30 protein-coding genes and 1 tRNA gene are annotated in these 25,458 nt (G+C 69.1%); 6 read left to right on the forward strand and 25 right to left on the reverse strand.

The window, feature by feature from the left end; all coding sequences use genetic code 11:
* Window positions 1-5 precede the first annotated feature (5 nt).
* Window positions 6-965, reverse strand: coding sequence for a glutathione S-transferase family protein (locus QFW81_RS06060; protein WP_280577765.1), 960 nt, complete (start codon window positions 963-965; stop codon window positions 6-8).
* Between the two features lie 184 nt (window positions 966-1,149).
* On the opposite strand from QFW81_RS06060, the gene QFW81_RS06065 reads away from it, so the two are divergent.
* Together QFW81_RS06065 and QFW81_RS06070 are read left to right on the forward strand one after the other, a co-directional pair.
* Window positions 1,150-1,593 carry a DUF4410 domain-containing protein gene (locus QFW81_RS06065; RefSeq protein WP_280577766.1) on the forward strand — a complete coding sequence of 148 codons (444 nt, stop codon included), beginning with the start codon at window positions 1,150-1,152 and terminating at the stop codon, window positions 1,591-1,593.
* Window positions 1,594-1,802: 209 nt separating this feature from the next.
* Window positions 1,803-3,923: a M13 family metallopeptidase gene (locus QFW81_RS06070; protein WP_280577767.1), complete on the forward strand. Its 2,121-nt coding sequence runs from the start codon at window positions 1,803-1,805 to the stop codon at window positions 3,921-3,923.
* 106 nt (window positions 3,924-4,029) lie between these two features.
* Here the strand turns inward: QFW81_RS06070 and QFW81_RS06075 are convergent, their stop codons facing one another.
* The 3 genes from QFW81_RS06075 to QFW81_RS06085 all read right to left on the reverse strand — a co-directional run bounded on the left by QFW81_RS06075 (window position 4,030) and on the right by QFW81_RS06085 (window position 6,819).
* Window positions 4,030-5,979, reverse strand: a complete 1,950-nt coding sequence (locus QFW81_RS06075) for a M56 family metallopeptidase (protein ID WP_280577768.1) — start codon at window positions 5,977-5,979, stop codon at window positions 4,030-4,032.
* Complete coding sequence (locus QFW81_RS06080) at window positions 5,972-6,361, reverse strand: BlaI/MecI/CopY family transcriptional regulator (RefSeq protein WP_280577769.1); 390 nt, start codon at window positions 6,359-6,361, stop codon at window positions 5,972-5,974. Before QFW81_RS06080 ends, QFW81_RS06075 begins: the two co-directional genes overlap by 8 nt.
* Before the next feature lie 137 nt (window positions 6,362-6,498).
* Window positions 6,499-6,819, reverse strand: a complete 321-nt coding sequence (locus QFW81_RS06085) for a DUF6122 family protein (RefSeq protein ID WP_280577770.1) — start codon at window positions 6,817-6,819, stop codon at window positions 6,499-6,501.
* A 276-nt stretch (window positions 6,820-7,095) separates the two neighbouring features.
* Here QFW81_RS06085 and QFW81_RS06090 point away from each other — a divergent pair, with 276 nt between their 5' ends.
* Window positions 7,096-7,440 (forward strand): RidA family protein, encoded by a 345-nt coding sequence (locus QFW81_RS06090; RefSeq protein ID WP_280577771.1) that lies wholly within the window; start codon window positions 7,096-7,098, stop codon window positions 7,438-7,440.
* Window positions 7,441-7,555: 115 nt separating this feature from the next.
* Window positions 7,556-8,701: an NAD-dependent epimerase/dehydratase family protein gene (locus QFW81_RS06095; RefSeq protein WP_280577772.1), complete on the forward strand. Its 1,146-nt coding sequence runs from the start codon at window positions 7,556-7,558 to the stop codon at window positions 8,699-8,701.
* Between the two features lie 269 nt (window positions 8,702-8,970).
* Here the strand turns inward: QFW81_RS06095 and QFW81_RS06100 are convergent, their stop codons facing one another.
* A complete protein-coding gene (locus tag QFW81_RS06100; protein ID WP_331488039.1) occupies window positions 8,971-9,339 on the reverse strand; it encodes a glycine zipper 2TM domain-containing protein in 369 nt (122 codons plus the stop codon).
* A gap of 210 nt (window positions 9,340-9,549) precedes the next feature.
* Between QFW81_RS06100 and QFW81_RS06105 the strand changes: the two genes are divergently transcribed.
* The gene (locus QFW81_RS06105; protein WP_280577773.1) at window positions 9,550-10,401 is read left to right on the forward strand and encodes an extensin-like domain-containing protein; all 852 of its coding nucleotides are present in this window, start codon (window positions 9,550-9,552) and stop codon (window positions 10,399-10,401) included.
* A 393-nt stretch (window positions 10,402-10,794) separates the two neighbouring features.
* Here the strand turns inward: QFW81_RS06105 and QFW81_RS06110 are convergent, their stop codons facing one another.
* From QFW81_RS06110 to QFW81_RS06125, 4 genes are all read right to left on the reverse strand, one after another.
* On the reverse strand, window positions 10,795-11,448 hold the full coding sequence (locus QFW81_RS06110) for a glutathione S-transferase family protein (protein ID WP_280577774.1): 654 nt from the start codon (window positions 11,446-11,448) through the stop codon (window positions 10,795-10,797).
* A 73-nt stretch (window positions 11,449-11,521) separates the two neighbouring features.
* Window positions 11,522-12,610 carry a DUF2235 domain-containing protein gene (locus QFW81_RS06115; RefSeq protein WP_280577775.1) on the reverse strand — a complete coding sequence of 363 codons (1,089 nt, stop codon included), beginning with the start codon at window positions 12,608-12,610 and terminating at the stop codon, window positions 11,522-11,524.
* 86 nt (window positions 12,611-12,696) lie between these two features.
* A complete protein-coding gene (locus tag QFW81_RS06120; protein ID WP_280577776.1) occupies window positions 12,697-14,016 on the reverse strand; it encodes a PQQ-dependent sugar dehydrogenase in 1,320 nt (439 codons plus the stop codon).
* Between the two features lie 172 nt (window positions 14,017-14,188).
* Entirely contained in the window at window positions 14,189-14,650 is a 462-nt protein-coding gene (locus tag QFW81_RS06125; RefSeq protein ID WP_280577777.1) for a methyltransferase family protein, read from the reverse strand.
* A 128-nt stretch (window positions 14,651-14,778) separates the two neighbouring features.
* Between QFW81_RS06125 and QFW81_RS06130 the strand changes: the two genes are divergently transcribed.
* Complete coding sequence (locus QFW81_RS06130; RefSeq protein ID WP_280577778.1) at window positions 14,779-15,312, forward strand: Crp/Fnr family transcriptional regulator; 534 nt, start codon at window positions 14,779-14,781, stop codon at window positions 15,310-15,312.
* A 78-nt stretch (window positions 15,313-15,390) separates the two neighbouring features.
* Here QFW81_RS06130 and QFW81_RS06135 read toward each other — a convergent pair whose 3' ends face one another.
* From QFW81_RS06135 to metX, 16 genes are all read right to left on the reverse strand, one after another.
* Window positions 15,391-15,786 carry an LIC_13387 family protein gene (locus QFW81_RS06135; protein ID WP_280577779.1) on the reverse strand — a complete coding sequence of 132 codons (396 nt, stop codon included), beginning with the start codon at window positions 15,784-15,786 and terminating at the stop codon, window positions 15,391-15,393.
* Between the two features lie 78 nt (window positions 15,787-15,864).
* On the reverse strand, window positions 15,865-16,281 hold the full coding sequence (locus tag QFW81_RS06140) for a DUF1801 domain-containing protein (protein WP_280577780.1): 417 nt from the start codon (window positions 16,279-16,281) through the stop codon (window positions 15,865-15,867).
* A 216-nt stretch (window positions 16,282-16,497) separates the two neighbouring features.
* On the reverse strand, window positions 16,498-16,737 hold the full coding sequence (locus tag QFW81_RS06145) for a hypothetical protein (RefSeq protein WP_280577781.1): 240 nt from the start codon (window positions 16,735-16,737) through the stop codon (window positions 16,498-16,500).
* A 415-nt stretch (window positions 16,738-17,152) separates the two neighbouring features.
* Window positions 17,153-17,536: a GFA family protein gene (locus QFW81_RS17765; protein WP_486624486.1), complete on the reverse strand. Its 384-nt coding sequence runs from the start codon at window positions 17,534-17,536 to the stop codon at window positions 17,153-17,155.
* A gap of 93 nt (window positions 17,537-17,629) precedes the next feature.
* Window positions 17,630-18,031, reverse strand: a complete 402-nt coding sequence (locus QFW81_RS06155; protein WP_280577782.1) for a cupin domain-containing protein — start codon at window positions 18,029-18,031, stop codon at window positions 17,630-17,632.
* Entirely contained in the window at window positions 18,028-18,498 is a 471-nt protein-coding gene (locus tag QFW81_RS06160; protein WP_280577783.1) for a GNAT family N-acetyltransferase, read from the reverse strand. The genes QFW81_RS06155 and QFW81_RS06160 overlap by 4 nt, the downstream gene beginning before the upstream one ends.
* 185 nt (window positions 18,499-18,683) lie before the next feature.
* The gene (locus tag QFW81_RS06165; protein WP_280577784.1) at window positions 18,684-19,028 is read right to left on the reverse strand and encodes a low molecular weight protein tyrosine phosphatase family protein; all 345 of its coding nucleotides are present in this window, start codon (window positions 19,026-19,028) and stop codon (window positions 18,684-18,686) included.
* 42 nt (window positions 19,029-19,070) lie between these two features.
* Window positions 19,071-19,526, reverse strand: coding sequence for a hypothetical protein (locus tag QFW81_RS06170; protein ID WP_280577785.1), 456 nt, complete (start codon window positions 19,524-19,526; stop codon window positions 19,071-19,073).
* Between the two features lie 117 nt (window positions 19,527-19,643).
* Window positions 19,644-20,081 carry a hypothetical protein gene (locus QFW81_RS06175; protein ID WP_280577787.1) on the reverse strand — a complete coding sequence of 146 codons (438 nt, stop codon included), beginning with the start codon at window positions 20,079-20,081 and terminating at the stop codon, window positions 19,644-19,646.
* A 148-nt stretch (window positions 20,082-20,229) separates the two neighbouring features.
* Window positions 20,230-20,574 carry a VOC family protein gene (locus QFW81_RS06180; RefSeq protein WP_280577788.1) on the reverse strand — a complete coding sequence of 115 codons (345 nt, stop codon included), beginning with the start codon at window positions 20,572-20,574 and terminating at the stop codon, window positions 20,230-20,232.
* 515 nt (window positions 20,575-21,089) lie between these two features.
* Window positions 21,090-21,521 (reverse strand): hypothetical protein, encoded by a 432-nt coding sequence (locus tag QFW81_RS06185; protein WP_280577789.1) that lies wholly within the window; start codon window positions 21,519-21,521, stop codon window positions 21,090-21,092.
* 70 nt (window positions 21,522-21,591) lie between these two features.
* The gene (locus tag QFW81_RS06190; protein WP_280577790.1) at window positions 21,592-22,002 is read right to left on the reverse strand and encodes a hypothetical protein; all 411 of its coding nucleotides are present in this window, start codon (window positions 22,000-22,002) and stop codon (window positions 21,592-21,594) included.
* 445 nt (window positions 22,003-22,447) lie between these two features.
* Window positions 22,448-22,534 (reverse strand) — tRNA-Leu (locus QFW81_RS06195).
* Window positions 22,535-22,577: 43 nt separating this feature from the next.
* Entirely contained in the window at window positions 22,578-23,036 is a 459-nt protein-coding gene (locus tag QFW81_RS06200; RefSeq protein ID WP_280577791.1) for a DUF2214 family protein, read from the reverse strand.
* Between the two features lie 110 nt (window positions 23,037-23,146).
* Window positions 23,147-23,740, reverse strand: coding sequence for a cysteine dioxygenase family protein (locus tag QFW81_RS06205; protein ID WP_280577792.1), 594 nt, complete (start codon window positions 23,738-23,740; stop codon window positions 23,147-23,149).
* 337 nt (window positions 23,741-24,077) lie between these two features.
* On the reverse strand, window positions 24,078-25,190 hold the full coding sequence (gene metX, locus QFW81_RS06210; RefSeq protein ID WP_280577793.1) for a homoserine O-acetyltransferase MetX: 1,113 nt from the start codon (window positions 25,188-25,190) through the stop codon (window positions 24,078-24,080).
* Between the last annotated feature and the right edge of the window lie 268 nt (window positions 25,191-25,458).

Consider the following 25,458-nt stretch of genomic DNA (forward strand, 5'->3'; position numbering starts at 1 on the left):
CCGCATCAGTCCGGCGCGAACGACAGGATCGGGCCCTGCGGCACGATCCCGGTCGGATTGATGTGGCGGTGGCTCTGGTAGTAGTGGCGCTTGATGTGGTCGAAATCGACCGTCGGCCCCACGGCCGGATGCGCGTACAGGCGACGCGTGTACGCCCACAGCGCCGGGTAGTCGACCAGCCGGCGCAGGTTGCACTTGAAATGGCCGTGGTAGACGGCATCGAAGCGCAGCAGGGTGGTGAACAGCCGCCAGTCCGCTTCCGTGAGGCGATCGCCGCACAGCCACTGTGCCCCGGCGAGCCGCGCTTCCAGCCAGTCGAGGGTCTCGAAGACCACGGCCACCGCTTCGTCGTAGGCGTCCTGCGACTTCGCGAATCCGGCCTTGTACACACCGTTGTTGAGCCCGTCGTAGACGCGGTCGTTGACCGCATCGATCTCGTCCCGCAGCGCGGCGGGCGAGTAGTCGCCCTCGCGCGCGCCGACGCCGTCGAAGGCGCCGTTGAACATGCGCAGGATGTCCGCCGACTCGTTGCTGACGATGCGTTCACGGGCCTTGTCCCACAGCACCGGCACCGTGACCCGGCCGGTGTACGAAGGATCCGAGCGCACGTAGAGCTGCCACAGCGTGTCCACGCCGAACAGCGGGTCGGGGACCACGCCAGGGCCGGGCTGGAAGGTCCATCCGTCGTCGGCCATCAGCCAGTGCGTGACCGACAGGCCGATCATGTCCTGCAGGCCCTTGAGCTCGCGGAAGATCGCCGCCCGGTGCGCCCAGGGGCAGGCGCGCGCGATGTACAGGTGGTAGCGCCCGGGCTCGGCCTGGAAGCCGCCCTCGCCGGTCGGTCCCGGGCTGCCGTCGGCCGTCACCCAGTGGCGGAAGGCCGAATCCGGCCGCTGCAGGCGCCCCCTGGCGTCGGTCAGCGCCTTGTCGTCGTTGGTCCAGCGGCCTTCGACCAGCATGCCCATGGCGGTGCCCTCGCGTGGAACGGTCGCCGAGTATGGGCAGGCCTGCGTCAACTGCGTGTGCCCGGTGCCGCTGCATGCGGGAACATCGTGGCCGCGTGTCCGCGCGGAACGATCGTTTCACCCGCGGCCGGCTATCGTTCGCCGATGCCGGCAAGGTCGCCGGCGGTTTCGAGGAGGGACGCCCGTGATCCGCACCACCGCCCTGCTGCTGTGCCTCGCATTGAGCGGCGCCATGGCCCCCGGCCACGCCCAGGACGCGCCGCCGAAGGCCTATGCCTACGCCTTCTCCAACGAGGGTGGTGACGACGAGGCCGGCATCGCCCGGCTCGACAGTTTCATCCAGCAGCGGATGCGCGATGCCGGCCTGTTCGCAGACGGCGCGGGCGAGGGCAGGGTGGAGGTCACGGTGACCCATTACTACGCTCGCTCGGATGGCGCGCGTGCGTGGGCCGGCATCATGGCCGGGCGCGACAAGGTCGCCAGCACCGTCCGCGTGCTGGATGCCGATGGCGCGGTGCGTGAGACCTTCGAGGTCGAGAGTTCGAACGCGACCGCCTTCGGATCGACGGCGGGCCTGCACGAGAAGCATGCGGACGAGATCGTGGCCCGGCTGCTCGAACTGCCCTGACGGCCGACCAGGCGCCGCGGCGACGGGCCCGTCGCCACGGGCGTCAGGCACCCGCGTCCCCTCCGGCCATGCGCGCAGGCCGTGCATGCGGCGTGGGAGCGCCATGCCTTCCGGCCCGGGCGACGCAGACCCCCAGCGCCTATCATCCCAACTGAAACTGTCGTCGGCTCCGTCGGATCCGATTAAATTCAATCAGTTGGAGAACACATTTGAAGAAGAATCATGTCATCGCGATGACCGCACTGGCCAGCGCGCTGGCGCTGCCGGTGTCCGCGCACGAACCGCGACGCTGCCTGGACGACCTCTGCCACCTGCAGTCCCTGGTGGCCGCGGACGACCACGCCGGCGGCGCGCAGGCCGCGCCGATCGAGGCCCGGCGCTACGGCGAATGGGGAATCGATACCGCGGGCATGGACACCAGCGTCCGCCCGGGCCAGGATTTCTTCGCCTACGCCAGCGGCAACTGGGCGAAGACCACGCAGATTCCCGCCGACCAGTCCAGCTACGGCAACTTCCGGGTGCTGCGCGACCTGTCCGAAGCGCGCGTGCGGTCGCTGGTGGAAAGCTACCCGAAGGACGACCCGGCCACCGGCGGCGACGCGGCGAAGATCGCCACCCTGTACGGCGATTTCCTGGACGAAGCCGCGGTCGAGGCGCGGGGCGCCACGCCGCTGCAGCCGTTCCTGGCGGAACTGGAGGCCGCGCCGGACAAGACCGCGCTCGCGCGCCTGATCGCCGACCGCGGCGGCTTCGGCGGCGGCATGTTCGGCCTGTTCGTCTCCGACGACCAGCGCGACCCCGACCGCTACACGCTCTACCTCAGCCAGTCCGGCCTGGGCCTGGGCGACCGCGAGATGTACCTGCGCGAGAACTTCGCGCCACAGCGCGAGCGCTACCTGGGCTATATCGCGCAACTGCTCGAGCTGGCGGGCTGGGACGATCCGCAGGCCAACGCCGAAGCGGTGATGGCGCTGGAGACCCGCATCGCCGAAGCCCACTGGACCCGCGCCGAGAGCCGCGACCGCGACAAGACCTACAACCCCACGCCGCTGGCCGAATTCGACCGCGTCGCCCCGGGCTTCCCGTGGCAGGCGTTCTTCGAAGCCTCCGGCGTGGACCAGGCACCGGTCGCCGTGGTCCGCCAGGACAGCGCGGTGCCGAAGATGGCGGCGATCTTCGCCGACACCGACCTGGCGACGCTCAAGGCCTGGCAGGCCTTCCACGCCACCGACGAGGCCGCGCCGCTGCTCTCCAAGGCGTTCGCCAATGCCCACTACGAGTTCCGCGAGAAGTTCCTCTCCGGCCAGCCGGAACCGCGCGAACGCTGGAAGCGCGGCGTGTCCTTCGTCGAGGACGCGATGGGCGAGGCCATCGGCCGCGACTACGTGGCGCTGTACTTCCCGCCCGACGCCAAGGCCAAGATGGACGACTTGGTCGCCAACGTGAAGCTGGCCATGGGCGCGCGCCTGGACGCGCTGGACTGGATGAGCGATGCCACCAAGGCCGAGGCCCGCGCCAAGCTCGCCGGCTTCGGCCTGAAGATCGGCCACCCGGACGAGTGGCGCGACTACAGCGGCCTCGAGGTGCGGGCGGGCGACCTGTTCGGCAACGCCATGCGCGCGCGCGAGTTCGAGTGGGACTACCGCCGCTCGCGGCTGGGCAAGCAGGTGGACAAGGCCGAGTGGGGCATGACCCCGCAGACCGTCAACGCCTACTACAACTCGGTCAAGAACGAGATCGTGTTCCCGGCCGCGATCCTGCAGCCGCCGTTCTTCGATCCCGACGCCGATCCGGCGGTCAATTACGGCGCCATCGGCGGCGTGATCGGCCACGAGATCATCCACGGCTTCGACGACCAGGGCCGCAAGTCCGACGGCGAAGGCGTGCTGCGCGACTGGTGGACGGCGGAAGACGCGGCCAAGTTCGAGGCCCAGGCGGCGAAGCTCGGCGCCCAGTACGAGGCCTACGAGTTCCCGCAGCTGCCCGGCATGCACATTAACGGCCGCACCGCGATGGGCGAGAACATCGGCGACCTCGGCGGCCTGACGATCGCGCTGGAAGCCTACCGTCGCTCGCTCGACGGCAAGCCGGCGCCGGTGATCGACGGCTTCAGCGGCGAGCAGCGCCTGTTCCTGGGCTGGGCGCAGGTGTGGCGCACGCTGTGGCGCGACGATGCGCTGCGCCAGCAGTTGGTCAACGGCACTCATTCGCCGGGCCACATCCGCGCGTTCGCGCCGCTGCGCAACATCGACGCCTGGTACGAGGCCTTCGACGTGGCCGAAGGCGATCCGCTGTGGATCGCGCCGGAGCAGCGCGTCCGCATCTGGTGAGGCCGAAAGGTCGGGCACGGGAGCGTTCGATCGCCACCGTGCCCGCGCCGTATCCGCATGTTCGCGCCGCGCCGGGCACCCGCCCCGCGGCGCTGCCGCCGACGACCTACTGCGCGTACGGCGCCGGCGTCGCCAGGCCGCGGGCATGGGCGTCGTCGAGGATCCGGCGGATCTCCGCGTCGGCCACCAGCGCCTCGCGTTCGATGCGCCTGCCGACCGCTTCCATCTCGCGGCCGATCGATTCCATCGGCCGCCCGGCCGCCTCCATCTCGCGGCCCACCGCTTCCATCGGGGCGGAGTGGGCCTCCATGCGCCGGCCCAACGCCTCCATCGCGTCGCTCTCGTGCTCCATCGCGCGCTCGACGCGCTCGCGCTCCGTGCGCAGCGACGCCAGGCGCGCGTCGCGATCGGACGGGCGACCGGCATCGTCGCGGCCGCCGGCGGCGTGCAACGAGAGCGCGACTTCCTCCTCGACCAGCGACTCCAGCTCGCGCCCGAGCGCCTGCATGCGCGTCGACGTGGCCTCCATCTGCGCCGTGCCGCCGTCGTCCATCTGCTGCTGCAGGGCCTCCATCCGCGCGCCCAGCGCCTCCATCCGCTCGCTGTGCGGACGCATCCGGCGCTCCAGTGCGTCCATCTCGGCCGTCGCCGCGTCGGTGCGGCGCGAGGCCGCCTCGACCCGCGCCAGGGTGTCGGCATCGCGCACCACCCAGGCGCGGCCGTCGCGCCGGAACCACACGAAATCGCCATCGATCGCCCGGCGGGTGGCGCGGATGGTGTCGACGTCGTCGAGATCGCCCGACATCCGGAAACCTTCGCGATCGGCGCGGATCAGCGCATAGCCGGTCCCACGCTCGCGGAGGGTCGTGCGCACGGCGGCGGCGGCATTCGCGTCACCGGGCCGTGCCTGGGGTGCCGGATCGGCGATGGTCGACGCCGCGGGCAGTGCGGCTGCCGCCACGCCAGGCGTGGCGAGCGCGGAAGACGCGCGCATCGGCGCGCCCGTGGCCGCGTGGACGACGGTGTTGTCGCTGTCGATCAGCTGCGCCTGCGCGTAGAAGGTCATGCCGGCAGCGACGAGACCGAGCAGCGGAAACAGCGTGGCGGCGCCGAGCGGGCGACGTTCGGGACGGACGAGTTGGCGGATGCGGGACATGAGATGGCCTCCGTGCGCGGCGAGCGCGTGTCTGGCGTGGGGGAAAGCCCGCCGCTGCGCGGCGAACCGGTCGAGTTCGGACAGGGCGATCGCCAGCTGGCGCGGCTGGCCGGTCACGCGTGCCGCCATGTCGTCGGCGACGAGTTCGCGTTCGATCCGGATACGGTGCGACAGCCACCACACCACGGGGTGGTAGAACAGCAGGGCCTCGAGCGCGCCCTGCACCAGGTTGACGAGGCCGTCGTGGCGGGCGACGTGCGCCAGTTCGTGCGCGAGCAGCGCTTCGAGCAGGTCGGCGGGCATGCGGGCGAGCACGGCGGCGGGCAGCAGCACCATCGGGCGCCAGACGCCGGCGACCATCGGCGTATCGCCGGCGGCCACCACGCGGACCGCGACCGTGCCGCGGATGCCGAGGCGTGGCGCGAGCCGATCGACGCAGTCCTGCCAGAGCCCCGCTTCGGGCACCGCCTGCAGGCGCAGGTCGCGCAGCCACCACGCGCCGAGCGCCAGGCGCAGCGACAGCAGCGCTGCGCCGATGGCCCACAGGAGCACGATCCAGGCGGTCGCGGCATCGGGCAGGGTGTGGATGGAAGGCAGGCCGATGCGGGCTGGCGTCAGGTCCGCCAGCGGTGCGAGTGCGACGTCCGCCGTCGCGCCCGGCGACGACATCAGCTCCGGCACATCGCCTGCGCTTGAGAGTTCGGCCACCAGGTTCCAGACCGGCAGCAGGGCGCACAGCGCGAGCGCCATGCAGGCCACCGCATAACGCGCCTGCGGACGCGCATTGCGCAGCAGCGCCAAAGCCAGCCACGCCAGCATCCCCAGCAGCGCCCCCTGCCACAGGAAGTGCAGCAATGCCGCGGACAGCGCCGGCACCCAGACCGCGACCAGGTCAGTCATGGCGCGTCTCCTCGAGGAAGCGCTGGATCTCCTCGCGCTCGGCATCGCTGACCGCGTCGCTGCGCAGCGCAGCCAGCACCAGGTCGCGGCCGGAGCCGGCGAACACCTTCTGGATCATCTCGCCCAGCAGCCTGTCCTGCAGCGACCCCTGGCGCTGGGCAGCGGCATAGACGTGCGAGCGTTCGCTTTCGTCGCGGGTGAGCAGCCCTTTGCCGTGCATCACCTGCAGCAGCCGCAGCACGGTGGCGTAGGTGACCTCGGGCCGCTCGCGCTGCTGCGCCTCGTGCACCTGCTTCACCGTGGCCGGGCCCAGCGCCCAGAGCACGCGCAACAGGTCGAGCTCGGCGGGTGTTGGCTTCGGAGCGGGGGGCGTGCGTGCCATGGCGCTCGGTCTGTCAGCGGAGATGTCGCATGCTGCGCCGTCTAGACCGATTTGTCTAGACCATCTTGTCTATGACTGATGGCAGGGGTCCGGGCCACGCTGGGTACAGTCGTGCAGGCTGGCCCTCGCGGTCGCGCTTACATCAACAGGCAGTCGATCCAGTCGAGCGCGATGTGGATCAGCAGCCCGGTACCGAGCCAGCGCGTGCGTCGGGGCAGGGCGAGGGCGCCATAGGCCAGGATCGCCGGCCAGGTGTGCAGCGGATGGAAGCCGATGCTGCAGCGCCCCGGCGCATAGACGGGGTCGGCGAGCAGGTGGTCGAGGTCGATCACCCAGCCCGCCAGCAGCCACAGGGCCGCGCGCTTCCACTGCGCGGGCCAGCACAGCCGCGCCACCGCGAGGGGGACTGCGACGTGCAACAGGAGGTGGATCACGGCGCGCAGGTCGAGTTCGGGCATGCGGACGGACGGCATCGAGAGGCCGCACAGGATGGCGCGACATTCTGTGGCTGTCATGCGCCGAAGCAATAAAGCGTGGCTACATCCAGGCACGTGCGCATGGCACGCCCGCGGTCTGCCCGAGTACCGCCTGCCCGTCCTCGCGTGCACGCCCGCGACCGATCCGCGGCCTCTCGAAAACCGGATCGGCCCCTGCGCGCACTACGGCGTCCGGCGGCTTCACGCCTCCCGCCGATTGCCCTATCGTGCCGGCTCCCTTTCCGCAGGAACGCCTCCATGATCCAGCGCATCGACGCCGGTCCGCGCATGTCCGAAGCCAGCATCCACAACGGCGTGGTTTACCTCGCCGGCCAGGTGCCGGAAACCGACGGCGCCGACATCGAGACCCAGACCCGCGAAGTGCTCGAGGCGATCGACGCGCTGCTCGCCCAGGCCGGCAGCGACAAGCGCCGCATCCTGCGCGCCCAGATCTACCTGGCCGACCTCGCCGACTTCGCCGGCATGAACCGCGCGTGGGACGCATGGGTGGTAGGCGGCGACGCACCGTCGCGCGCCACGGTGGAAGCGAAGCTGGCGCGGCCGGAGTGGAAGGTTGAGATCGTGGTGACCGCCGCGGTCTGATGCAGCGCGAACGGGTATGCCGGGCGTGGCCGCAGCGCGGCCACCCGGACTTCCGGCATGGGGCGGGCGCCGGTGGCGGGTGCTAGAACGCCTGCACACCACCGGGAACCCGTCCATGCCTACCACCCGCCGCGACCTGTTCAAGCTCGGCGCGCTCGCTGCCACCTCCGCCGCGCTGCCCGTGCTCGCCAATGCGCCGCCGACCGCCGCACCGGCGATCGAACGCGCGCAGCGTCCGCTCAAGATCCTGATCCTCGGTGGCACCGGCTTCACCGGTCCGTTCCAGGTGCGCTACGCGCTGGCCCGCGGCCACCAGGTGACCCTGTTCAACCGCGGCCAGCGGCCGTCGCCCGAATGGCCGGGCGAGGTGGAACAGCTGCACGGAGACCGCAACACCGGCGACCTGTCCGCGCTGGCCGGGCGCAAGTGGGACGTGTGCATCGACAACCCGACCTCGCTGCCGTTCTGGGTGCGCGATGCGGGCCAGGTACTGAAGGACAACGTCGGCCACTACCTGTTCATCTCGACCATCTCGGTCTATGCCGATGGCGCGAAGGCCGGCATCACCGAGGACGCGCCGCTGGCTGCCTACACCGGCGCCGATGCCATGGCCGAGACGCGCGAGACGCTGATGGCCGACATGGGCAACCTGTACGGCCCGCTCAAGGCGTTGAGCGAGGCAGAAGCCCGACGCCAGTTCGGCGCGCGCACCACCATCGTCCGGCCCGGATACATCGTCGGCCCGCGCGACGACACCGACCGCTTCACCTACTGGCCGCACCGCATCGCGCAGGGCGGGGAAGTGCTGGTGCCCGGCGACGGCCAGGACCCGGTGCAGATCATCTACGGCCGCGACCTGGGCGAGTGGATGATCCGCCTCGCCGAGGCCGGCACCACCGGTACGTTCAACGCCTGCGGCCCGGACTACACCCTCACCACCGATGCGATGGTGCACGGTTGCCATGCGGTGACCGGCGGACCGGTGCGCTTCACCCACGTGCCGGCGGCGTTCCTCGAACAGCGCGAGGTGGGCCTGCCGATCTGGGTCTCGCGCGAGCACGACACCTACGGCGGCTACGGCGCGGTCGACAACTCACGTGCCATCGCGGCGGGCCTCACGTTCCGCCCGCTGGCGACCACGGTGGAGGATCTGCTGGCCTGGTTCCGCAGCCTGTCGCCCGAACGCCAGGCCAAGCTCAACGCCGGCATCACCCGCGAACAGGAAGCGGAGCTGCTGAAGGCGTGGCGCGCGCAGGGATGACGCTGCGCTGGTCCTGAGGCGCCTGGTGGGACGGCGGGCCAGACGGCACATGACGTTGCATCCGCCCCGCAATCGCGTTGCCCTTCGACGCGCCCGAATGTGCGTTCGGCACGATCACCCGCGCGACCGGAGCGGGCAAAGCGCAACGCGATGGCGTCAGGGCCCAAGAAAGAAACCCGCCCTCGAACGAGGACGGGTCCTGGATCACGGTCGGTGATCAAGATCGATCACGACACTGTCGTTGATCACGATCGGTCAGACGCGAGAGGTCAGCGCCACACGCGCTCGCAGCGCTGCTCGACGATGCGGTCGCCACGCGACTCCTGGCGATCGCCCTGGACCTTGCGTCCGACCGCGCCACCGGCAATCGCGCCGCCGATGGTGGCAAGGTCACGGCCGCTGCCGCTGCCCACCTGGCTGCCGACCACGCCGCCGATCACGGCGCCCGCGGCGGTGCCGGCGATGCGGTTCGGATCGCCGCCCGAGCGCTGCACTTCGACGTCTTCGCAGACCACGCGGCTGCCGTCGTCGAAGCGGCGACCCTCGTCCTGTGGGCCGTAGGTCTGGGCGTGCACCGTGCCGGCGGCGGCCAGTCCGAGGGTCGCGATGGCGATGGCATGGATGACGGGACGTTTCATGGCGAACCTCCGCAGGACTGCAGTGAATGTGGGGGCGATGCTCGCGGCCGGACCGCGAACCCCGGGTGAAATCGTGCCGTCCGCATGCGCTGCGGTTCAGTCGGCGGACATGCCGGAACACGCGGGAGCGTGCCCGGACAAGCGCATGGCCGCCGCGGCGCCGCAGACATCCTCACGCCCGCGTGCCCGCGCATGCACGACCATGGCGCCATGTCTTCGCCGCCCCGCCGCCACTACGGCGGCCTGCTGTTCCTGCTGCTGATCGCGCTGCTGGCCTGGGCGCTGATCGATGGTGCGCTGCGCATCCCGGACCGCTGGAACCCGTTCGCGCCCCTGCGCATCGACGACACGCCGAACCTGCTCACGCGCTACAAGCTCGACCGCGCCTCGGCCGATCCCGCGGCGTGCAGGGAGGCGCTGGCGCAGGCCGACATGCGTTATCAGCCGATGGAAGATCGCGTCACCGGCGAAGGCTGCGGCTTCGACAACGCCGTGCGCATCAGTCGCACCAGCGGGGCGGTGGGCGAAGCGTTCTCGCTCAGCTGCCGCGCCGCGCTGTCGCTGGCGATGTGGGAGCGGCACAGCCTGCAGCAGGCAGCGCAGGCGCATCTGGACAGCCCGGTCGCGCGCATCGAACATTTCGGCTCGTATTCGTGCCGCAACCTCTACGGGCGCGAGGGCGGGCGTCGCAGCCGACACGCCACTGCCGATGCGTTCGACATCGCGGGCTTCGTGCTCGAGGACGGGCGCCGCGTGCGCGTGCTCGGGGACTGGGGCGAGGCGGGCGCCGCACCGCCCGCAACTGCTGTCGGCGACGCCACTGCCGCCTCCGAGCGCGAGGAAATCGCGGCCGCCGCGCCGGCATCGCGCGACTCCGCGTCCGCGCCGGAGCGCGACGAGACGAGCACGCCCGAAGCGCCGGTCTCCGACGAAGCCGCCTTCCTGCGCGCGGTGCGCGACGGCGCCTGCCAGTGGTTCGATGCCGTGCTCGGCCCGGACTACAACGCCGCCCACGCAGACCACTTCCACTTCGACCGCGGCGGCGGACGCATCTGCCGCTGACGCGTTCGAATCACCCGCGCGCACCGCCTCCCCGGATGCGGCCGTTGGCCTTATCCGGGCTACGGGAGTCAGCACAGCCGCGCGTAACCCGGGTCAACGAAGCGCACTCGTGGAGCGGCGAGCTTCGTGTTCGTTGCGCATCCCCCCGGATGCGGCCTTTGGCCTTATCCGGGCTACGGGAGTCGGCACAGCCGCGTAGCCCGGGTAAGCGAAGCGCACCCGGGGAGCTGCGATCTCTGCGTCCACCGCGCATCCCTGAATCGGTCAGGGCGCTGGGATCGCTGTCTCACCGTCCTGGCTCACACCATCGCCCGCGCCGCTCACCAGCTCGCGCCCCACCATCCAGCATTCCGCCATCTGCTCCCGAAGCCCGTGGCCCCGTGCCGGCCGCCGCTATTCGTCCTCGATCTTCCCCAGCGGGAAGAGGCCGCGGAACGGTCGCGCTTCCTCCAGCACCCGCGCGAACGAAGGCCGGTCCATCAGCCGTCGCCGGTAGGCGTGCAGGTGCGCGTGCCGCTCGGGGATCGCGTGCGTCCACTGCGCGTAGAACAGGAACGGCGCCGCGCCGCAGTCGGCCAGGCTGAAGGTCTCGCCCGCGGCCCAGGTGCGGTCGGCCAGCCGCGCGTCCAGCCAGGCGTAGATGGTGTCGAGCATCGTGCGTGCCTCGGCCACGCCGTGCGCGTCGCGCGCCTCGGCCGGGCGGATCGCGTCGAACGTGCACTTCTGCTGCGGGGTGGAGACGTAGTTGTCGAACACGCGGTCCATCATCCGCACCTCCAGCGCCAGGTCCGCATCCTCGGGAATCATCCGCACCGCAGCGGGATGATGCAGCTGCAGGTACTCGATGATGGTGCTGGCCTCCAGCACGGTGCGCCCGCCATCGACCAGGATCGGGAAGCGCCGCAGCGGCCAGCGCGAGGCCAGTGCTTCCATGTGCGCTTCGTCATCGATGCGGCGCAGTTCGAACGGCGTGCCGGTTTCGTACAGTGCGACCAGCACCTTCTGGCAGTAGGACGAGAACGGGTGGGCGTACAGGAGGGGCGTCATGCGGGCTCCGGAGTCGGGGGGTCCGGAGTATGACGTTCGCGCAGGTGCGGATTCGACATCCGATCCGCGGGCGTCAGCCAGCGCCGCGCGGATCCCCCACCAGCCGGAACCAGTCGCGCAGGTTGCGCGGCCGGTACTTCGGGTCGCCGTCCCAGCGCGCCAGCACGCTGGGATGCAGCGACTGCGTCGGATCGCGCCGCGACGAACTGCCGTCGGGCTGCTCGGTCGGTTCGGCGGCCAGGCCGATGACCCGCTCGTGCCCGGGCGTGAGCCGGTACCAGCCCTTTTTCGACTCGTGCAGCGCCGCCATCGCATCGGGACGGGGCGGATAGGCCGCATCGACGTCCGCATCGATCGCCAGCCCCGCGGCCGCAGCCTGGTCGCGCATCCACTGCAGGGCGATGTTCGACAGCCCCGACTCCTCGATCGGATAGCCGCCGCCCACGTCGCTGTGCACGCCGCAGAACCACACCTGTTCCACCGTCTGCCCGGGCTTGGGCCGATAGGCCCAGCGCGCCGCCTCGAACGGCGCGCGGCGCTCGTCGATCGCCAGCGCCTGGCAGGCGTGCTGCACGATGCCGCTCAGCTCCACGTCGTGGAAGCGGTACTTGTCGGCGGTGAGCGAGCGCAGCCCGCGCACCGGGATGCCGAGCGCGCCCACCGTGTCCCACACGCCGACGAAGCGGATCGGGATCGCCTCCCCCCGCGTCACCGAACACTCGGTGCGGAAGCCGAGCGCTTTGGGATCGTCGGGATGCACGTCGTCGCAGTACAGCGCGATCGCATCGCGGTAGCGCATCGCGTGCCGCAGCCGCAGGATCCCGCACTTGCGCACCATGCCGGCCAGGCTGCGCGCGGTGTAGGCGCCGCGGCTGAAGCCGAACAGGAAGATCTCGTCGCCCGGCTCGTAGTTCAGCACCAGGAAGCGGTAGGCGGCGTAGAGGTTGTCGTCCAGGCCCTTGCCGAAGGCGCCGCCGGTGAGCTTGTCGAGCGAGCCGCCCGTACCCACGCCCTGGCCGTAATAGGTCACCTGCGACGCGCTGCCGGCGCGCTGCGCCGTGCGCAGGGCCAGCTTGATGACGTTGGTGGGGCAGGGCGCCCCGTCGGAGGCCTGGTCGGCGCTGTTCCAGGTGCCGTCGCAGTAGATCGCGATCCGCTTCATGCGTGGCCTGCCGGTGTGGCGCGGGGGCGCCGTTGCAGCAGTCAACGCGGTGGCGCGATGCCGGCGGCCAGCCGGCGTTTCTCGCGTCAGCCCGGCGGCGTCAGTTTCAGCAACCGGCCGTTGCCGCCGTCCTCCAGCAGCCAGATGGCGCCGTCGGGGCCCTGCTCCACGTCTCGGATGCGGCGGCCCATGCCGTAGCGGCGGTACTCGGCCGCGCTGGTGCCGTTGAAGCGCACCCGCACCAGCGCCTGCGAGGCCAGGCCGCCGATGAAGGCGTCGCCCCTGAAGGTGCGGAACAGGTTGCCCGAGTAGATGATCATGCCGGCCGGCGCGATCACCGGGGTCCACCATTCCTTCGGTGCCTCGAGATCGGGGCGGGTGTCGTGGTCCGGAATGTCGCCGCCGCCGTAGTGGCTGCCGTTGGAGACCAGCGGCCAGCCGTAGTTGCGCCCGCGCAGGATCAGGTTGAGTTCGTCGCCGCCCTCGGGCCCCATCTCGTGCGACCACAGCCGCCCTTCGGCATCGAACGCGATGCCCAGCGGGTTGCGGTGGCCCAGCGTCCACACCTGCGCGGCGATGCCGCCCTGGGAATAGAACGGGTTGTCGCTGGGGGCGGTGCCGTCGTCGTTGAGGCGGATCAGCTTGCCGAGGTTCCCGCCCATGTCCTGCGCCGGCTCGAACTTCTGCCGGTCGCCGGAGGTGATCCAGAGCTTGTTTCCGGCGTCGAACGCCAGCCGGTGGCTGAAATGCCCCTGGCCGCTGACCTTGGGCGCCTGCTCCCAGATGCGGGTGATCCCGGTGAGGTTACCGCTGTTGCCCGAGCCCAGCTCCAGTTGCGCGCGCACCACCACCGCGCCGTAGATCGCGCCGCTCTGCTCGACATAGCTCAGGTAGATGCGCCGGTTGCTGGCGAACTGCGGATGCAGGACCACGTCGCCCAGCCCGCCCTGGCCGCCATAGGCCACGCCCGGCACGCCGGTAATCGTGCCGACCTGGCCGGTGGCCACGTTCACCAGCCGCAGCGTGCCGTTCTTCTGGGTGACCAGCAGCCGGCCGTCGGCCAGGAAGGCCATCGCCCAGGGTTCGTCGAGCGTGGCGACCGGCGTGCTGACGAAGGGCGGATCGGGTTCGACCACCCGGCGCCGCGGGCCGGGTCCGCCGGTGACGCGTTGCGGGTCCGCGGCGCTTGCGGGCGCGCGCGACGGCGTGCGGGACGCTGCGGCCGGCGCCGGAGCGGCATCGCCGGCCTGCGCAAGCGTCGCCCCGGGCGACACCGCCAGCCGCGGCGCAGCGGCAACCGGCGCGGCCTCGGGCGTGTATTCGACGGCGGGAGTCTCGACGATCACGTCGTCGCAGGCGCTGAGCAGCAGGGCGCTGCAGGCGATGGCGGTCAGGGACAGGCGCATCCGGGCGATCCTGCAGAAGGCGGGGGAGGGCACACGATACGCCCGCGGGCCCATGACTCCAGTAGCGCCGGTCACGTTATCGGGCGGTGATTGCAGCGCGTCGCGCGGCCTGAGGTACGCCTGCGGCTTGCCTGCGGCGTGCCACGCCCACTGCACCCGCGAGCCGGAATCCTCAGGCGCGCCGCCGCCCGATCCAGCGCGGCACGCGGCGGCAGTAGTCCGCGTAGCGCGCGCCGTGGCGGGCCTGCAGGCGCGCTTCCTCGAACGGCACGTAGCCCCAGTGCGCGGCGGCGAAGAACACCGCCGGGCCGGCGAAGGCCGACAGCGATCCCATCCAGCACGCGGCGCCGAGCAGCAGCACCAGCAGGCCGAGGTACATCGGATTGCGCGTCCACGAAAACCAGCCCGCCTCGCACAGCTCGGAGGGTTCGCCGAAGGTCGGAATATTGGCGCCGCGGCGCTTGAACAGCGCCACGTGCCACTGCGCGATCGCGTACCCCGCCAGCACGCCCGCGACGCCCAGCCAGGTGGACAGCGGTTTGACCAGCGCAGGGGCCGGCAGCATCCTGTCGAGCAGCCACATGACGCCCAGCAGCAGGAGCACCAGCACCGGTGGAAGCAGGAATCGCGGCATCGGCTTCGCTCCAGGCAGGGCCGCCAGCATCGCGGATCGATCCTGGCGCGTCATTATCCCGGGATAACGGCGAGGCGACCGCCCGCGAGACTTTCTTCACCGCCTTCGACCGTCTCGCTGGCGACACCTTGCCGCGCGATGCGTCGCTGCCCGCGCGCATCGCCGTGCGCACGCTCGCCCGCGGCGCGCAGCTGTTCGCCGCCGGCGCCATCGACCGCCGCGTGCACGTGCTCTCCAGCGGCTTCCTGACCCTGCGCTACCAGTCCCCGGAGGGCGCCTCATGGGTGAAGGGATTCGTTCCCGCGCAGGTGCCGTTCGCCTGCCTGGCCTGCCTCGATGGCGCGCCGGCGCCGTTCGATGCCCATGCGGGCACGGACTGCGTCGTCGCGTCGCTGCCGGCGGATGGACTCGAGCGCATCGCCGAAGACTCCCTGCCGTGGATGCGCGCCCTGCGCAATGCCTACCGCGTGTACGGCCAGCGCAAGGAGCAGCGCGAGATGGAACTGCTGATGCTCGCGCCCGAGGCCCGCTATGCCCGGTTCCTGCAGGAAATGCCCGGGATCGCCGCACAGCTCAGGCAGCACGAGATCGCGAGCTACATCCGGGTCACGCCCGTGTCGCTGAGCCGCATCCGGCGGCGGATGCGCGTGCAGGGGCGTTGACGCGTACGCACTGCCTGCCGAGCAGCGATGCGCCCGCGGGCGACCACCGGTGTCCGCGCGGCATTCAGCGCAGCACCGCTACACCCGCGCGGCCACCACGCTGGCGATATACGCCAGCAGCGCGACCGTCACCGCCGCCAGCGGTACGCTGAACCAGTAAAGCCTTGCCAGCACCGCGAAGCCGAGCAGGGTGGCGAACCCGATCGCCAGCAGCCCGTTCGAGCCGAACAGCACCCGGGTGTGCGCCACCGCCAGGACACCGAACACCAGCCCGAACAGCAGCAGCGCGATGCCGTGGCTGGCGTTGAAGCCGATCCACGCGCGCAGCACCGTCATCTCCCGCGTGATGGCGAGCGGTGCGGCCTCCATCGCCGCGCGCAGCGCCGGATCGCGCGGCAGCAGGTGCGAGGACGAGAAGGTGTAGACGAGATGGAGGACGCCCAGCAGCAGCGAGATTCCCGTGCTCACGAGCATCAGTACCTTCGAGATCACAGGGCGTCCTCACGGAGGTGGGTGTCGGTGGGTCTGGCTGGACAGGTGACGGCTGCGCGATCAGGCGTCGTTTGCCAGGCGGTTTCTGGCGACGACCTGCACCATGTCGGAGAGCACGGTCAGGTCCACGTCGGCGAGCCGCTTGATGTACAGACAGCTCTTCCCGGTCTTGAACTTGCCCAGCTTGCCGGCCAGCGTGCCGGGTTCGTCCGCGATGTCGAGTCCGTAGAGCACGATCTCGCCCTTGCGCGAGGCGAAGCCGACGGCGCAGATCTCGCCTTCCCGTCCGCTCTCGTAGCGGTAACGATGCACGCCGAAGCCGACGATGCCCGGGCCCCACATGCGGGCGGGCCGTCCGGTCACGCGCGACATCAGCTCGGCCAGCGCCTGGCAGTCGGCCCGGCGACCCGGGTCTTCGATCGCCGCCAGGTAGCGGGACACATCCGCGTCCGTTTCCTGGGTCTTGTTCGCGCGCATGTCGACTCCGGAGAGAGAGCGCCTGCCGGCAGGGGTGAGAGCGGGAGCGTACGCCGGGAATCGACGGGATGCTGCGTCCGCCAGGCGTCGGCCCCAGGTAAGCGTCGTCACCAGATCGACTGACGCGACTGCCGGCATGGCGAGGGGTGGTCGCTGAGACGCCTGGCCATTCGAGGAGCGCTCGGTCCTCTGCCGAACCCAGGAGGAAAGGAATCTCTACCGTTCGTCGAGTCTTCGCGCCACGCGCAGGTCGAAGGCCTCGCCGATGAGTGCGGATTGCACTTTGTCGGAGGGCTTGTAGAGGAAGATGACCTCGCCATCGGGGGACACCCGACTCGGGCCGTCCGATCTCCTGTCGAGGAAGACGATCTCCAGTGTCTCGGGGTCTCCATCGTCCTTGAAGTCGACCGATGAACCCTCGATCCCCATGAGTGCCACCACCCTGGTCGTCTCCATGAGCTGGACCCTCAGCGCGGCAGCATCCATCGGTTGCTCGGCAGCCTGTAGGACCGGGATGGCCAAGAAGAGTGCGACCAGACACATGGTTGGACGCATGACCTGGCGCTCCGTGAGGGATGGAACCGGAATAAAACCATGCCGCGAAGCGGCGTCGGGCTGAATGTGGTCGGGCCGCTGCTGCCTGCGCTCCCGAGCGCCTTGGGACGCTTCCGGCCAAGAGCCGCGGCAAGGACACACTACAACCGCCAGCCTCGACCGGTCCAGATGCTGCCGCCGGGTGGGCGCTGGCGCGCCAGCCTCGCCGTCCTCACGCCGACAAGCATGGCCCGCCGAGTCCCGCCCGCCTGGCGCCGGCCCCCGGACGAAAATGTGGCCGTCCCACTGATCCGGAACGCACCGCCCGAGAACAGCCTCAGTCGAGGAACGTCCAGGTGTCCGCCCCGTCGAAGCGCCTCACGGACACGGACGCCAGCAGCCCGGGATCGAAGTTCCGCAGGTTCACCCCGTGGCGCGCGCCTGGCACCGGATCCATCGGTTCCCAGTGCGTCACGATGCCGCAGTGCCTGCAGCGCACGTTCCGCAGCGTCCGGTCGCCCCAGACATAGCTGTCCGTGTGCTCCGGATGCCCTTCGATGGACACCGAGCCCAACGGGTAATACGCACAGATGACGCCCGACCGGCGGCAGAGCGAGCAGTTGCAACTCGTGGCCTCCGTCGGCGCAGACGGAAGCGTGAGACGCACGGCCCCGCAATGACAGGAGCCGTGGAGCGATGGGGTCGGCGCTTGTGTGCTCATGGGTCACGGGCCGGGTGGATGGAGCAGCATGCGCCCGAATGGCCAGCATTGAAGCCTTGGGTGCGAACAGCCACCTGCACACATCTTGCGGCATCACCGTCCATGCGGCGCATCCACGAACTCCGTCCCGGCGCCCTGCCGCTCGAACGTGAGGTTGACCGTGCGGCCGACGGCCCGCGTCCGGTGCACCGTGCCTGCCGGCACCACCAGGCACTGCCATTCGCGCAGTACCACCTCGGGCGCCGACTCGAACTCGATATGCAGCTCGCCTGCGACCACGAGGAACAGCTCATCTGTGGCGGGGTGGCGGTGCCAGCGGTACTCGCCCTCGAACACCGACTGCCGCATGCACTCGCCATTGACGTCCAGCACCACCTGGTTGCGGTAGCCGCCGGTGACTTCGCGCTGGAGCGCCTGCAGGTCCACGACGGCCAGCGACGGATAGCGGGCGGTTTCGGCTGCGTATTCGTCCGCTGATGGCAGGTCCTGGGTCATGGTCTCTCCTCTTGCGGGTTCGACGGTACCACCTCGACGCGATCCCTCGAGTAGAGGTCCGGAACGTACCGCTCCATCAGCGTGGCCGGAAATTCCGGAGACGTGAACCCGTACCTGGCGTACAGGCCGTGCGCGTCTCCGGTCGCCAACGTGAAGCGACGCAGGCCCTGCAGCTTCGGATGTGCGAACACGGCGTCCATCAGGGCCGTGGCGTATCCGCGCCCGCGGTACTCCGGCAACACGAAGACGTCGACGAGGTTGGCGAAGGTCGCGTAGTCGGTCACCACGCGCGCGAAGGCGACCTGGCCGGCCTCTACGAAGCCGCCGAAACACAGCGAGTTCGCGACCGCCCGCTCCACCAGCGCGAAGGGGATGCCCCTGGCCCAGTAGGTGTGTTCACTCAGGAAGCGATGGATGAGCGGCAGGTCGAGATCCGCCGGCTCAGTGCTGATCCGTAACCCTGCCATCGCGCACCCCGGTCTCCAGGTCCTGCCGCCTTGTAGCGGCGATGGGAGTCGCTGGCAAGCGCCGGAGGCGGGAGACGCGGGAGAGGCGGGAGACGCGGAGGGAATCATCCAGGTTGATCACTGCGCCCCGTTGATCGAAGCCTGGCGCTGCGTGGGTCGGCGTGAACGGACTGTCGGGTTGCAGGCTAGGCCGCACCCGCGCCGGACGGCAGGTACGGCCGGACCTTCTGCTGCAGCAGCCGGATGAGCTCCGGCGCCATGTACTCGAACTCGTCCGGGATGCCGAGGACGGCTATGCGCTTGCCGCGCAGCTGAGGCCGGAACCTGGCCGCGATCTTCGACCGGTGCGCCGCCTCCATCACCAGGATCGTATCCGCCCAGGCGATCAGCTCGGCCGAGACCGGGCAGTCCGCGTCATGCCCGGTCCCGGCAGACGCCGTCTCGACGCCCGGCCAGTCCGCGAACACCTGCTCCGCGGTCGGGCTGCGCAGGCGGTTCTTGCCGCAGACGAAGAGAAGGTTGTGGGTCAAGGCTTTCTCCGTCCCATCAATCCATGATCGATGTCGTCGGCATCACCGCTTCCGTCCATAGAAGGTTCTCGCCGGACGCGAGTAGAAGAAGAACCAGAGATGCGCCGCGAGAGCGGCAGCGGGAACCAGAAGCCAGCCGCCCATGGAAGCGAGATGAAAGAAGACGATCCGGACGCCGACATTCAACGGAAGGGCGCCACCGGACTGAAGACGATAGTCGAGAAAACTGTAATGCGGCCCTTGGACCAGGAGGATGAAGGCAAATGCCGACAGAGAGAGGGAAAGCCAGAAGCGTCCCCTGCTTCCCATCGTGGCCGCCATCACCGACGTTGCGAACAGTGAGATGGAAACAGCAGGGATCACGATGTTCCAAAAGGCGTCCCAGTGCCGAAAAGCGCCATGGTGCGGCCAGCCCGTCTCGATCTGACCATAGGCTTCAGTCGCCTTGACCAGCACGAAGATGGCGAGCGCTGCGTACACCAGACAGAGCATCAGCATGCCCCGTGGTGGCGTTGGTGCGTGGGGTGAGGCAAGCAAGTTCATATCTGTACTGCCTGCGTCAGCGTTGAAACGCACGGAAGCGACGAAAAGAGAGAGATCGGATTGAGTCGAACATCAAGGCCCGAACCCGGACAGCTCCGCCCGATTGGTCGATCCTGAAACGAATCTGCGAAGGCCGGCAACGAACTCGTCGATCGATGCAGGATCACAACGCATGAAAAGGCTGGATGCCTCATGTCGGGAGGAGCGGGCAACCGGATAGGTTGACTCGAAGGTCGCCCATACGCCGACGTGACCGAGCGCATCCAGGCAGAAGAATTCGAGCTCGCAGCTGCCGGTGCCGGGAGTGCCAAGAGTGTAGGAGAGCGTCGAGGCGGACGACGCCGGAAAGCCCTCTAGCGCAGAAGCGAGTTGGAGATGACCGTCGACGTTGCCCCAGGTAGAAGTTCTGGCAGCAAAATTCTCGTTCGTCATTCCCACGTGGAACCTGACGAGTTCATCCCCGTCATGCTCCAGGGAACCTTCGATGGACAAGACTGCGTGCATGGTCATGAGACTCGACTCGAGCCGCGATGTGAAGGCGCTTCACCCTCAGTGACCACCATCTGCCACCTTCGCTGACAGCGCGACATGCCGGTGACGGAGCGCGCCAATTCAAGATTAATCTCCTCCGTCCCCTTCTGTCCTGACCTATGTGGGACTAGAGCTGCCATAGGCCATGATCATTGCCCCCTCGGAGGTAAATGGCGAAGCTTCCGTGGCCGGGGATCTCCGTGGGCGGAACGGCAATCTGTCCACCTGCCTCAACTACAGCGGCAACGGCTGCTTCAATGTCTTCTACTAGCCAATATGGCCGGACTACCGGCTCCTCTGTCTCACGCAATGGCGCGCGTACACCCACAAGTCCGCCACTCGCCAACGCGGCGGTACGTGCGTTGCCGAGACCGGCGTCAGGACCGCAAAACTCAACGCCGCTCGCGGCGGCATACGCGGCACACACAGCGTCTACGTCATTGGTCACTATCTCGAGATACTGGATCCGCATAGTTTGGATTCCGGTTGGCGACTGGCATGGTGCTGCGGCCCAACAACTGAATTAAGCCGAAACGCGAAGCGGGTGCGTCTTGATGAATTGTTAGGCCTCTCCACGCAAAAGGCCAGCGGCGACAAGCTTGAGCCGAACCATAGCGTCCTCTGGTCCAAAACGACCGGCCCTACCATAGTTACCCTTTGCGGCGTCGGTGTCTGAGCAGACATGAGCCAAGACGGACTCGGCCAGCTCTTGGTGTGGAGCGATGCGCGCCGCGAGCTCGTGCAGGACCGCTTGACCAGCCGAGTCTGACTCATGGCCGTCCAAAGCGTACGCCCAATAGAAGTTGTCGTACGCCGCGCAGAAGTCCCAGAAGGACAGGCATCCGGCAGCGCACTGCGCCACCAAGTCATCATGGTGATCTAGGGCAACGATTAGCTCGGATTCCAAATGGTACGTAGCCATGTGCTCTGAGAGGCCTAACGCTTGAGTCAAGCCATGCCACGAAGTGGCGTCGGCCTGACTAATGGTTAGCCGCCACGCGAATGCTGGCTGAGGTACTTCATGTCTGACATGCTCGAAATGGGGTGCTCGACAATCATAGTCTGGAAGGGCTCAACGCCGTCCAGGTACAAGAGCTTGACCTCTCTAGCGTAGAGCGCCCCACTACCACACGGGCCGCCAGCATTGTAAGAACTTTGCGTCCGCAGGATGTCTCCAACCCGAAATGTGCCTTTCCAGCTGACAAGAACCTGCCATTGAATGGCCTGCTCGAAGGGCCCCGTGAAACCTGGTGTGACCGCATGTGCGGGCTTGTTGAGTATTCCGATCGGGTAGGCAAGTACAACAACCTGGTGCGCGTCGAACTTCTCCGGCGGGGTGAAGTATTCGCGGCTGCAGCCCCACGCCGGACCGGCAAGCAAGATAAGGGCTATGGAGATCACGGCGCGATAGAGGTTCATGGTGGCTAACACTTGAGTTAAGCCGCGCCGCGAAGCGGCGTCGGCTTGAACGAACTGTTATGCCTAGCGATCACCTGGCTTTAAGCTCGTGCTGCTCTTGCACGCTCTTACCAACTGCTGTTGCGGCCCATATCTCACCATTTGAACCGGCCGCTCTCTTAGCCAGCCCGCGAGACATGAGAGAGGACAGCGTTGATTCGATTTCGCGCAGGGGGCTCGAGACTTCCCCAGCCACTGTCTTCGCATAGCGCCAGGTGTAGCCTGGCTTCTGCAAAGACTTCAGAACTCGACTTTCAATGTCGGTGATCGCATCGGCCCTTCGAGCTTGTTCCCTCTGCTCGGAGCTTGGTTCCGTTTGGTTCTCGATGATCGCCTCGACCATCTTCATCTCGGCCTCAAAGCCTGCGCCCTTGAACCTTGAAAGTTTGTCAATGTTGGAGAAGGCTAGACCGAGGGCCCCCGCAATGATCGCCAGCCCCATCTCAGTGGGCTTCCCAAGGAAACCAAGCGCGCTACTAACGAGAAGTAGTACTGCGAAGGAAACCGCTAGGCCTGTGATCTTGATGGGGAACCCTCCTTGGGCACAACTACTAATAGACCCCATAGTGGGGCGTAGCGCCGACTTTGCTTGCGGTGGAGCGCTTCGTCAATCACGCGCGCCTTTGCAATCAGCAGCTCGCCTTGAATCGGTGCCACGCGGGGCCGCGAAATGGGGCCTCGTGCCGTCCGGATATCCGTATACGCCGGCACCCGCGCCGGCGTATTGCCCGGCAACCAACGGACTAGCTGACGGTCGCAAGTGCTCGACGGCGCTGCCGTCGCCGGTAGCGAAGTGGACGGTTCGCCGGCATATCCGCGGCCGTGCGGTTCAGTCGGCATCGGCATAAGAAAAAGCCCCGCCGGAACGACGAGGCCTTCAGGATCACTGGTGCCGGAGGTGGGACTCGAACCCACACGCTTTTAAGGGCGGCGGATTTTGAGTCCGCTGCGTCTACCGATTCCGCCACTCCGGCGCGGGCGCGCAGTATAGCGGACGGCCCGGCCCGGCCCGGGTGTCTACAGGCCCAGTCCTCCGTGGCGGGCCATGCCGGCGGCGAGCACGAAGATCAGCGCGATCAGGGCGAACTCGACCTTGATCACCGTGCGCACGCGCGACACCTCGGCGGCGTTCGGGCGCCAATCCGGTTGGGTGCCGGCAGCCTTGCGCCAGCGCAGGAGGGCCAGCGTCGGGTAGATCGACAGCAGCGCAGCCAGCACGAAGGCACCGAACTTGCCGTGGAACCAGGGGTTGTGCAGGTAGAAGTCGCTGCCCTTGACGCCCATGCCGATGCGCATCAGCCCGACGAGCAGCAGCAGGCCGGCGGTGGCGCCGTAGCCACGGTCGATGCCGACCAGGCGGCGGATGGCGCCGGTGTCGAGGGGGCGCGAGAGCAGGGCGGACTGCACGGCCAGCATCGCGATCAGGCCGAACAGCAGCAGGTGGTGGGCGGAGGCGAGGATGAAATCGCGCAGCATGGGGCGGTCCGTCCGGAAGGGGCGTGGCTATCGTCGCATGCGCCGTTGCGATGGCCCCGTGCCATCGGCCACGGGCACACGCCGCACGCGCGCGCTCCGCATCGGCGCGCTCAGGCGCTGGCGTCCACCGGCAGGCGGGCGTCGATGCGTTGGTACCAGTCGTCGCCCAGGGGTTCGAACTTGCAGCAGTGTTCGATCGGCGCCTGGTAGATGTGCACCGACACCGCCACCGCGGTGTCGCTGGCGTTGACGATGCTGTGGTACTCGTGCGGCGGGATCAGGCTGCCGGCGCTACCGGGGCCGGCCTGCATGCCGCCGGCGGCGCGGAAGCGGGCGCGGTCGCCGTCGGATTGCAGCAGTTCGAACTGGGTGATCTCCAGTGCGCCGTGCCACACGCCTTCCACGCACCACAGGCCGCAATGGTCGTGCACCGGCGTGCCCTGGCCCGGGCCCCAGGTCATGGCGACCACGCTGTAGCCGTGCGCGGGGCTGCGGTAGAGCTCGCGGCGGGCGTAGTGGTCGGCGATGGGCGCGTGCACGCAGTCGGGCAGGCGGATGGCGGGGTCGCGGATCAGGGCGCACAGGGTGCTGCGCAGCTGCGCGGTCACCGCGTGCTCGTCGCCGGCGGCCACGGCCGCGTCGATGGCGTCCAGGAAACGCTGCTGGCCCTCGAAGGGCAGGCCGGGCGGGGCGGCTGGGGTCATGCGGGGATTCTAGACCGTCACGGATGAAACTGTTGGACGGGGGGGGGGTGGGGCGGGCTTCGGCCGACTGACGTGGGTGGGGATGGTGCGGGCGGCAGGGCTGTCGAAGCGTTAAAGCGGCCCGCGGGGAAGCCGGATGAGCGCCTGCGGGCCGTCGCCGATGCCCCGGATGCGCTTCGCTTATCCGGGCTACGGGGCACGGGATGCGTGCCGAGGGAGCATGGGCATGGGCCCCGCGTGTGCGGGCCGCGGGAGTCGCGCCAGGGGCAGCCGACGACCTCTGCGGGCGGGATAGCGGCCGGTCGCCGGGTGGGCCTGCCGTTCCGCGATTCGCGCGTCAGAGCCCGTCGAGGAAGCTGCGCACCGCCGGCCCGAACCGGTCCATGTCCACCAGGAAGGCGTCGTGGCCTTGCGGCGAGTCCAGGCCCACGAAGCGGGCCTCGGCGCCGCCGCGGGACAAGCCTTCGGCGATTTCCTCCTGCTGCTCCACCGGGAACAGGATGTCGGTGCGGGCGCCGATCGCGAGCGCGCGCTCCACCCGCACCCGGGCCAGCGCGGCCAGGACGTCGCCGCCGGCGTATTCGGCCAGGTCGAACCAGTCCATCGAGCGGCTGAGGTAGAGGTAGCTGTTGGGGTCGTAGCGGCGCACGAAGCGGCGGGCGTGGCCCTCGAGATAGCTCTCCACCTGGAACTCGAGGCCGAAGGGTTCCTCGTCGGGGCGGTCGGATTCCAGCCGCACGCGGCCGAATCGGCCGTCCCATTCCAGCGCCGAGCGGTAGGTGATCACGCCCAGCTTGCGCGCGATGCGCATGCCCGATTCGGGATAGGTGGCCTCGTCGTAGCGGCCCTCGTTCCAGTTCGGGTCCAGCCGGATCGCCTCGCGCTGCAGCGAGCGCACCGCGATCGAGAACGGCAGGGCGCGGGCGCTGCCGCTGATGTTGATGTGGGTGCGGCTGATGCCCGGGTGGCGGTGCAGCAGCGCGAGCGCGGTCATGCCGCCCATCGAGTTGCCGACCACGCAGGCCAGGCGTTCGATGCCGAGGCTGCGCACCACGTGCGCGGCGCCGTCGGCGATGTCCTCGATCGAGACGTCGGGGAAGGCCAGGCGGTACAGATCGCCGGTGGCCGGATCGACCGATGCCGGCCCGGTCGAGCCCTTGCAGCTGCCGATCGGGTTCACGCACACCACGAACCAGCGCTCGGTATCGATCGGCTTGCCGGGGCCGACCATCGCTTCCCACCAGCCGGGTGTGGGGTCGTCGTCGCGGCTGGCCACGTGCGCGTCGGGCGACAGGCCGGTGAGGATCAGCAGGGCGTTGCCGGCGGCGGCGTCGAGCGTGCCCCAGGTCTCAAAGGCCACGCGCGCGTTGTGCAGCGTGCCGCCGCGCTTCATCGGGAACGGGGAGGGCAGGTCGACCCAGCGCGCGCCGGGCGGGATGAACTCGGTCATGCGGGGATTGTAAGGGGGTGCGGATGCGGGCGACGGGGCGGTCGGTTGGAGCGGTCACCCATCACCGTAGCCCGGATAAGCGAAGCGCATCCGGGGAAAACCACCGGAATCTCCACGCCCCCGCACGCGTTGACGAACCCGCCGTCGCCGACAGGTGGCGGGGTGAGGTGGCGGACGTGGACATCGCGAGCGCGGGATGCGGGGTGCGTCTCCCCGCGGCGCTTCGGTGCAGGTGTGCGGCGGCGCGCCCCGGATGCGCTTCGCTTAT

Origin of the sequence: Luteimonas kalidii (assembly GCF_029887935.1) — a bacterium.
Lineage (GTDB): Bacteria > Pseudomonadota > Gammaproteobacteria > Xanthomonadales > Xanthomonadaceae > Luteimonas > Luteimonas kalidii.

What these genes read in the sequence shown, in the direction of transcription:
- QFW81_RS06060 (WP_280577765.1), bottom strand. Translation starts at nt 965, where the DNA reads ATGGGCATGCTGGTCGAAGGCCGCTGGACCAACGACGACAAGGCGCTG.
- QFW81_RS06075 (WP_280577768.1), bottom strand. Translation starts at nt 5,979, where the DNA reads ATGACTGACCTGGTCGCGGTCTGGGTGCCGGCGCTGTCCGCGGCATTG.
- QFW81_RS06080 (WP_280577769.1), bottom strand. Translation starts at nt 6,361, where the DNA reads ATGGCACGCACGCCCCCCGCTCCGAAGCCAACACCCGCCGAGCTCGAC.
- QFW81_RS06085 (WP_280577770.1), bottom strand. Translation starts at nt 6,819, where the DNA reads ATGCCCGAACTCGACCTGCGCGCCGTGATCCACCTCCTGTTGCACGTC.
- QFW81_RS06090 (WP_280577771.1), top strand. Translation starts at nt 7,096, where the DNA reads ATGATCCAGCGCATCGACGCCGGTCCGCGCATGTCCGAAGCCAGCATC.
- QFW81_RS06095 (WP_280577772.1), top strand. Translation starts at nt 7,556, where the DNA reads ATGCCTACCACCCGCCGCGACCTGTTCAAGCTCGGCGCGCTCGCTGCC.
- QFW81_RS06100 (WP_331488039.1), bottom strand. Translation starts at nt 9,339, where the DNA reads ATGAAACGTCCCGTCATCCATGCCATCGCCATCGCGACCCTCGGACTG.
- QFW81_RS06105 (WP_280577773.1), top strand. Translation starts at nt 9,550, where the DNA reads ATGTCTTCGCCGCCCCGCCGCCACTACGGCGGCCTGCTGTTCCTGCTG.
- QFW81_RS06110 (WP_280577774.1), bottom strand. Translation starts at nt 11,448, where the DNA reads ATGACGCCCCTCCTGTACGCCCACCCGTTCTCGTCCTACTGCCAGAAG.
- QFW81_RS06115 (WP_280577775.1), bottom strand. Translation starts at nt 12,610, where the DNA reads ATGAAGCGGATCGCGATCTACTGCGACGGCACCTGGAACAGCGCCGAC.
- QFW81_RS06120 (WP_280577776.1), bottom strand. Translation starts at nt 14,016, where the DNA reads ATGCGCCTGTCCCTGACCGCCATCGCCTGCAGCGCCCTGCTGCTCAGC.
- QFW81_RS06125 (WP_280577777.1), bottom strand. Translation starts at nt 14,650, where the DNA reads ATGCCGCGATTCCTGCTTCCACCGGTGCTGGTGCTCCTGCTGCTGGGC.
- QFW81_RS06135 (WP_280577779.1), bottom strand. Translation starts at nt 15,786, where the DNA reads ATGCTCGTGAGCACGGGAATCTCGCTGCTGCTGGGCGTCCTCCATCTC.
- QFW81_RS06140 (WP_280577780.1), bottom strand. Translation starts at nt 16,281, where the DNA reads ATGCGCGCGAACAAGACCCAGGAAACGGACGCGGATGTGTCCCGCTAC.
- QFW81_RS06145 (WP_280577781.1), bottom strand. Translation starts at nt 16,737, where the DNA reads ATGGAGACGACCAGGGTGGTGGCACTCATGGGGATCGAGGGTTCATCG.
- QFW81_RS17765 (WP_486624486.1), bottom strand. Translation starts at nt 17,536, where the DNA reads ATGAGCACACAAGCGCCGACCCCATCGCTCCACGGCTCCTGTCATTGC.
- QFW81_RS06155 (WP_280577782.1), bottom strand. Translation starts at nt 18,031, where the DNA reads ATGACCCAGGACCTGCCATCAGCGGACGAATACGCAGCCGAAACCGCC.
- QFW81_RS06160 (WP_280577783.1), bottom strand. Translation starts at nt 18,498, where the DNA reads ATGGCAGGGTTACGGATCAGCACTGAGCCGGCGGATCTCGACCTGCCG.
- QFW81_RS06170 (WP_280577785.1), bottom strand. Translation starts at nt 19,526, where the DNA reads ATGCTGATGCTCTGTCTGGTGTACGCAGCGCTCGCCATCTTCGTGCTG.
- QFW81_RS06175 (WP_280577787.1), bottom strand. Translation starts at nt 20,081, where the DNA reads ATGACCATGCACGCAGTCTTGTCCATCGAAGGTTCCCTGGAGCATGAC.
- QFW81_RS06180 (WP_280577788.1), bottom strand. Translation starts at nt 20,574, where the DNA reads ATGCGGATCCAGTATCTCGAGATAGTGACCAATGACGTAGACGCTGTG.
- QFW81_RS06185 (WP_280577789.1), bottom strand. Translation starts at nt 21,521, where the DNA reads ATGAACCTCTATCGCGCCGTGATCTCCATAGCCCTTATCTTGCTTGCC.
- QFW81_RS06190 (WP_280577790.1), bottom strand. Translation starts at nt 22,002, where the DNA reads ATGGGGCTGGCGATCATTGCGGGGGCCCTCGGTCTAGCCTTCTCCAAC.
- QFW81_RS06200 (WP_280577791.1), bottom strand. Translation starts at nt 23,036, where the DNA reads ATGCTGCGCGATTTCATCCTCGCCTCCGCCCACCACCTGCTGCTGTTC.
- QFW81_RS06205 (WP_280577792.1), bottom strand. Translation starts at nt 23,740, where the DNA reads ATGACCCCAGCCGCCCCGCCCGGCCTGCCCTTCGAGGGCCAGCAGCGT.
- metX (WP_280577793.1), bottom strand. Translation starts at nt 25,190, where the DNA reads ATGACCGAGTTCATCCCGCCCGGCGCGCGCTGGGTCGACCTGCCCTCC.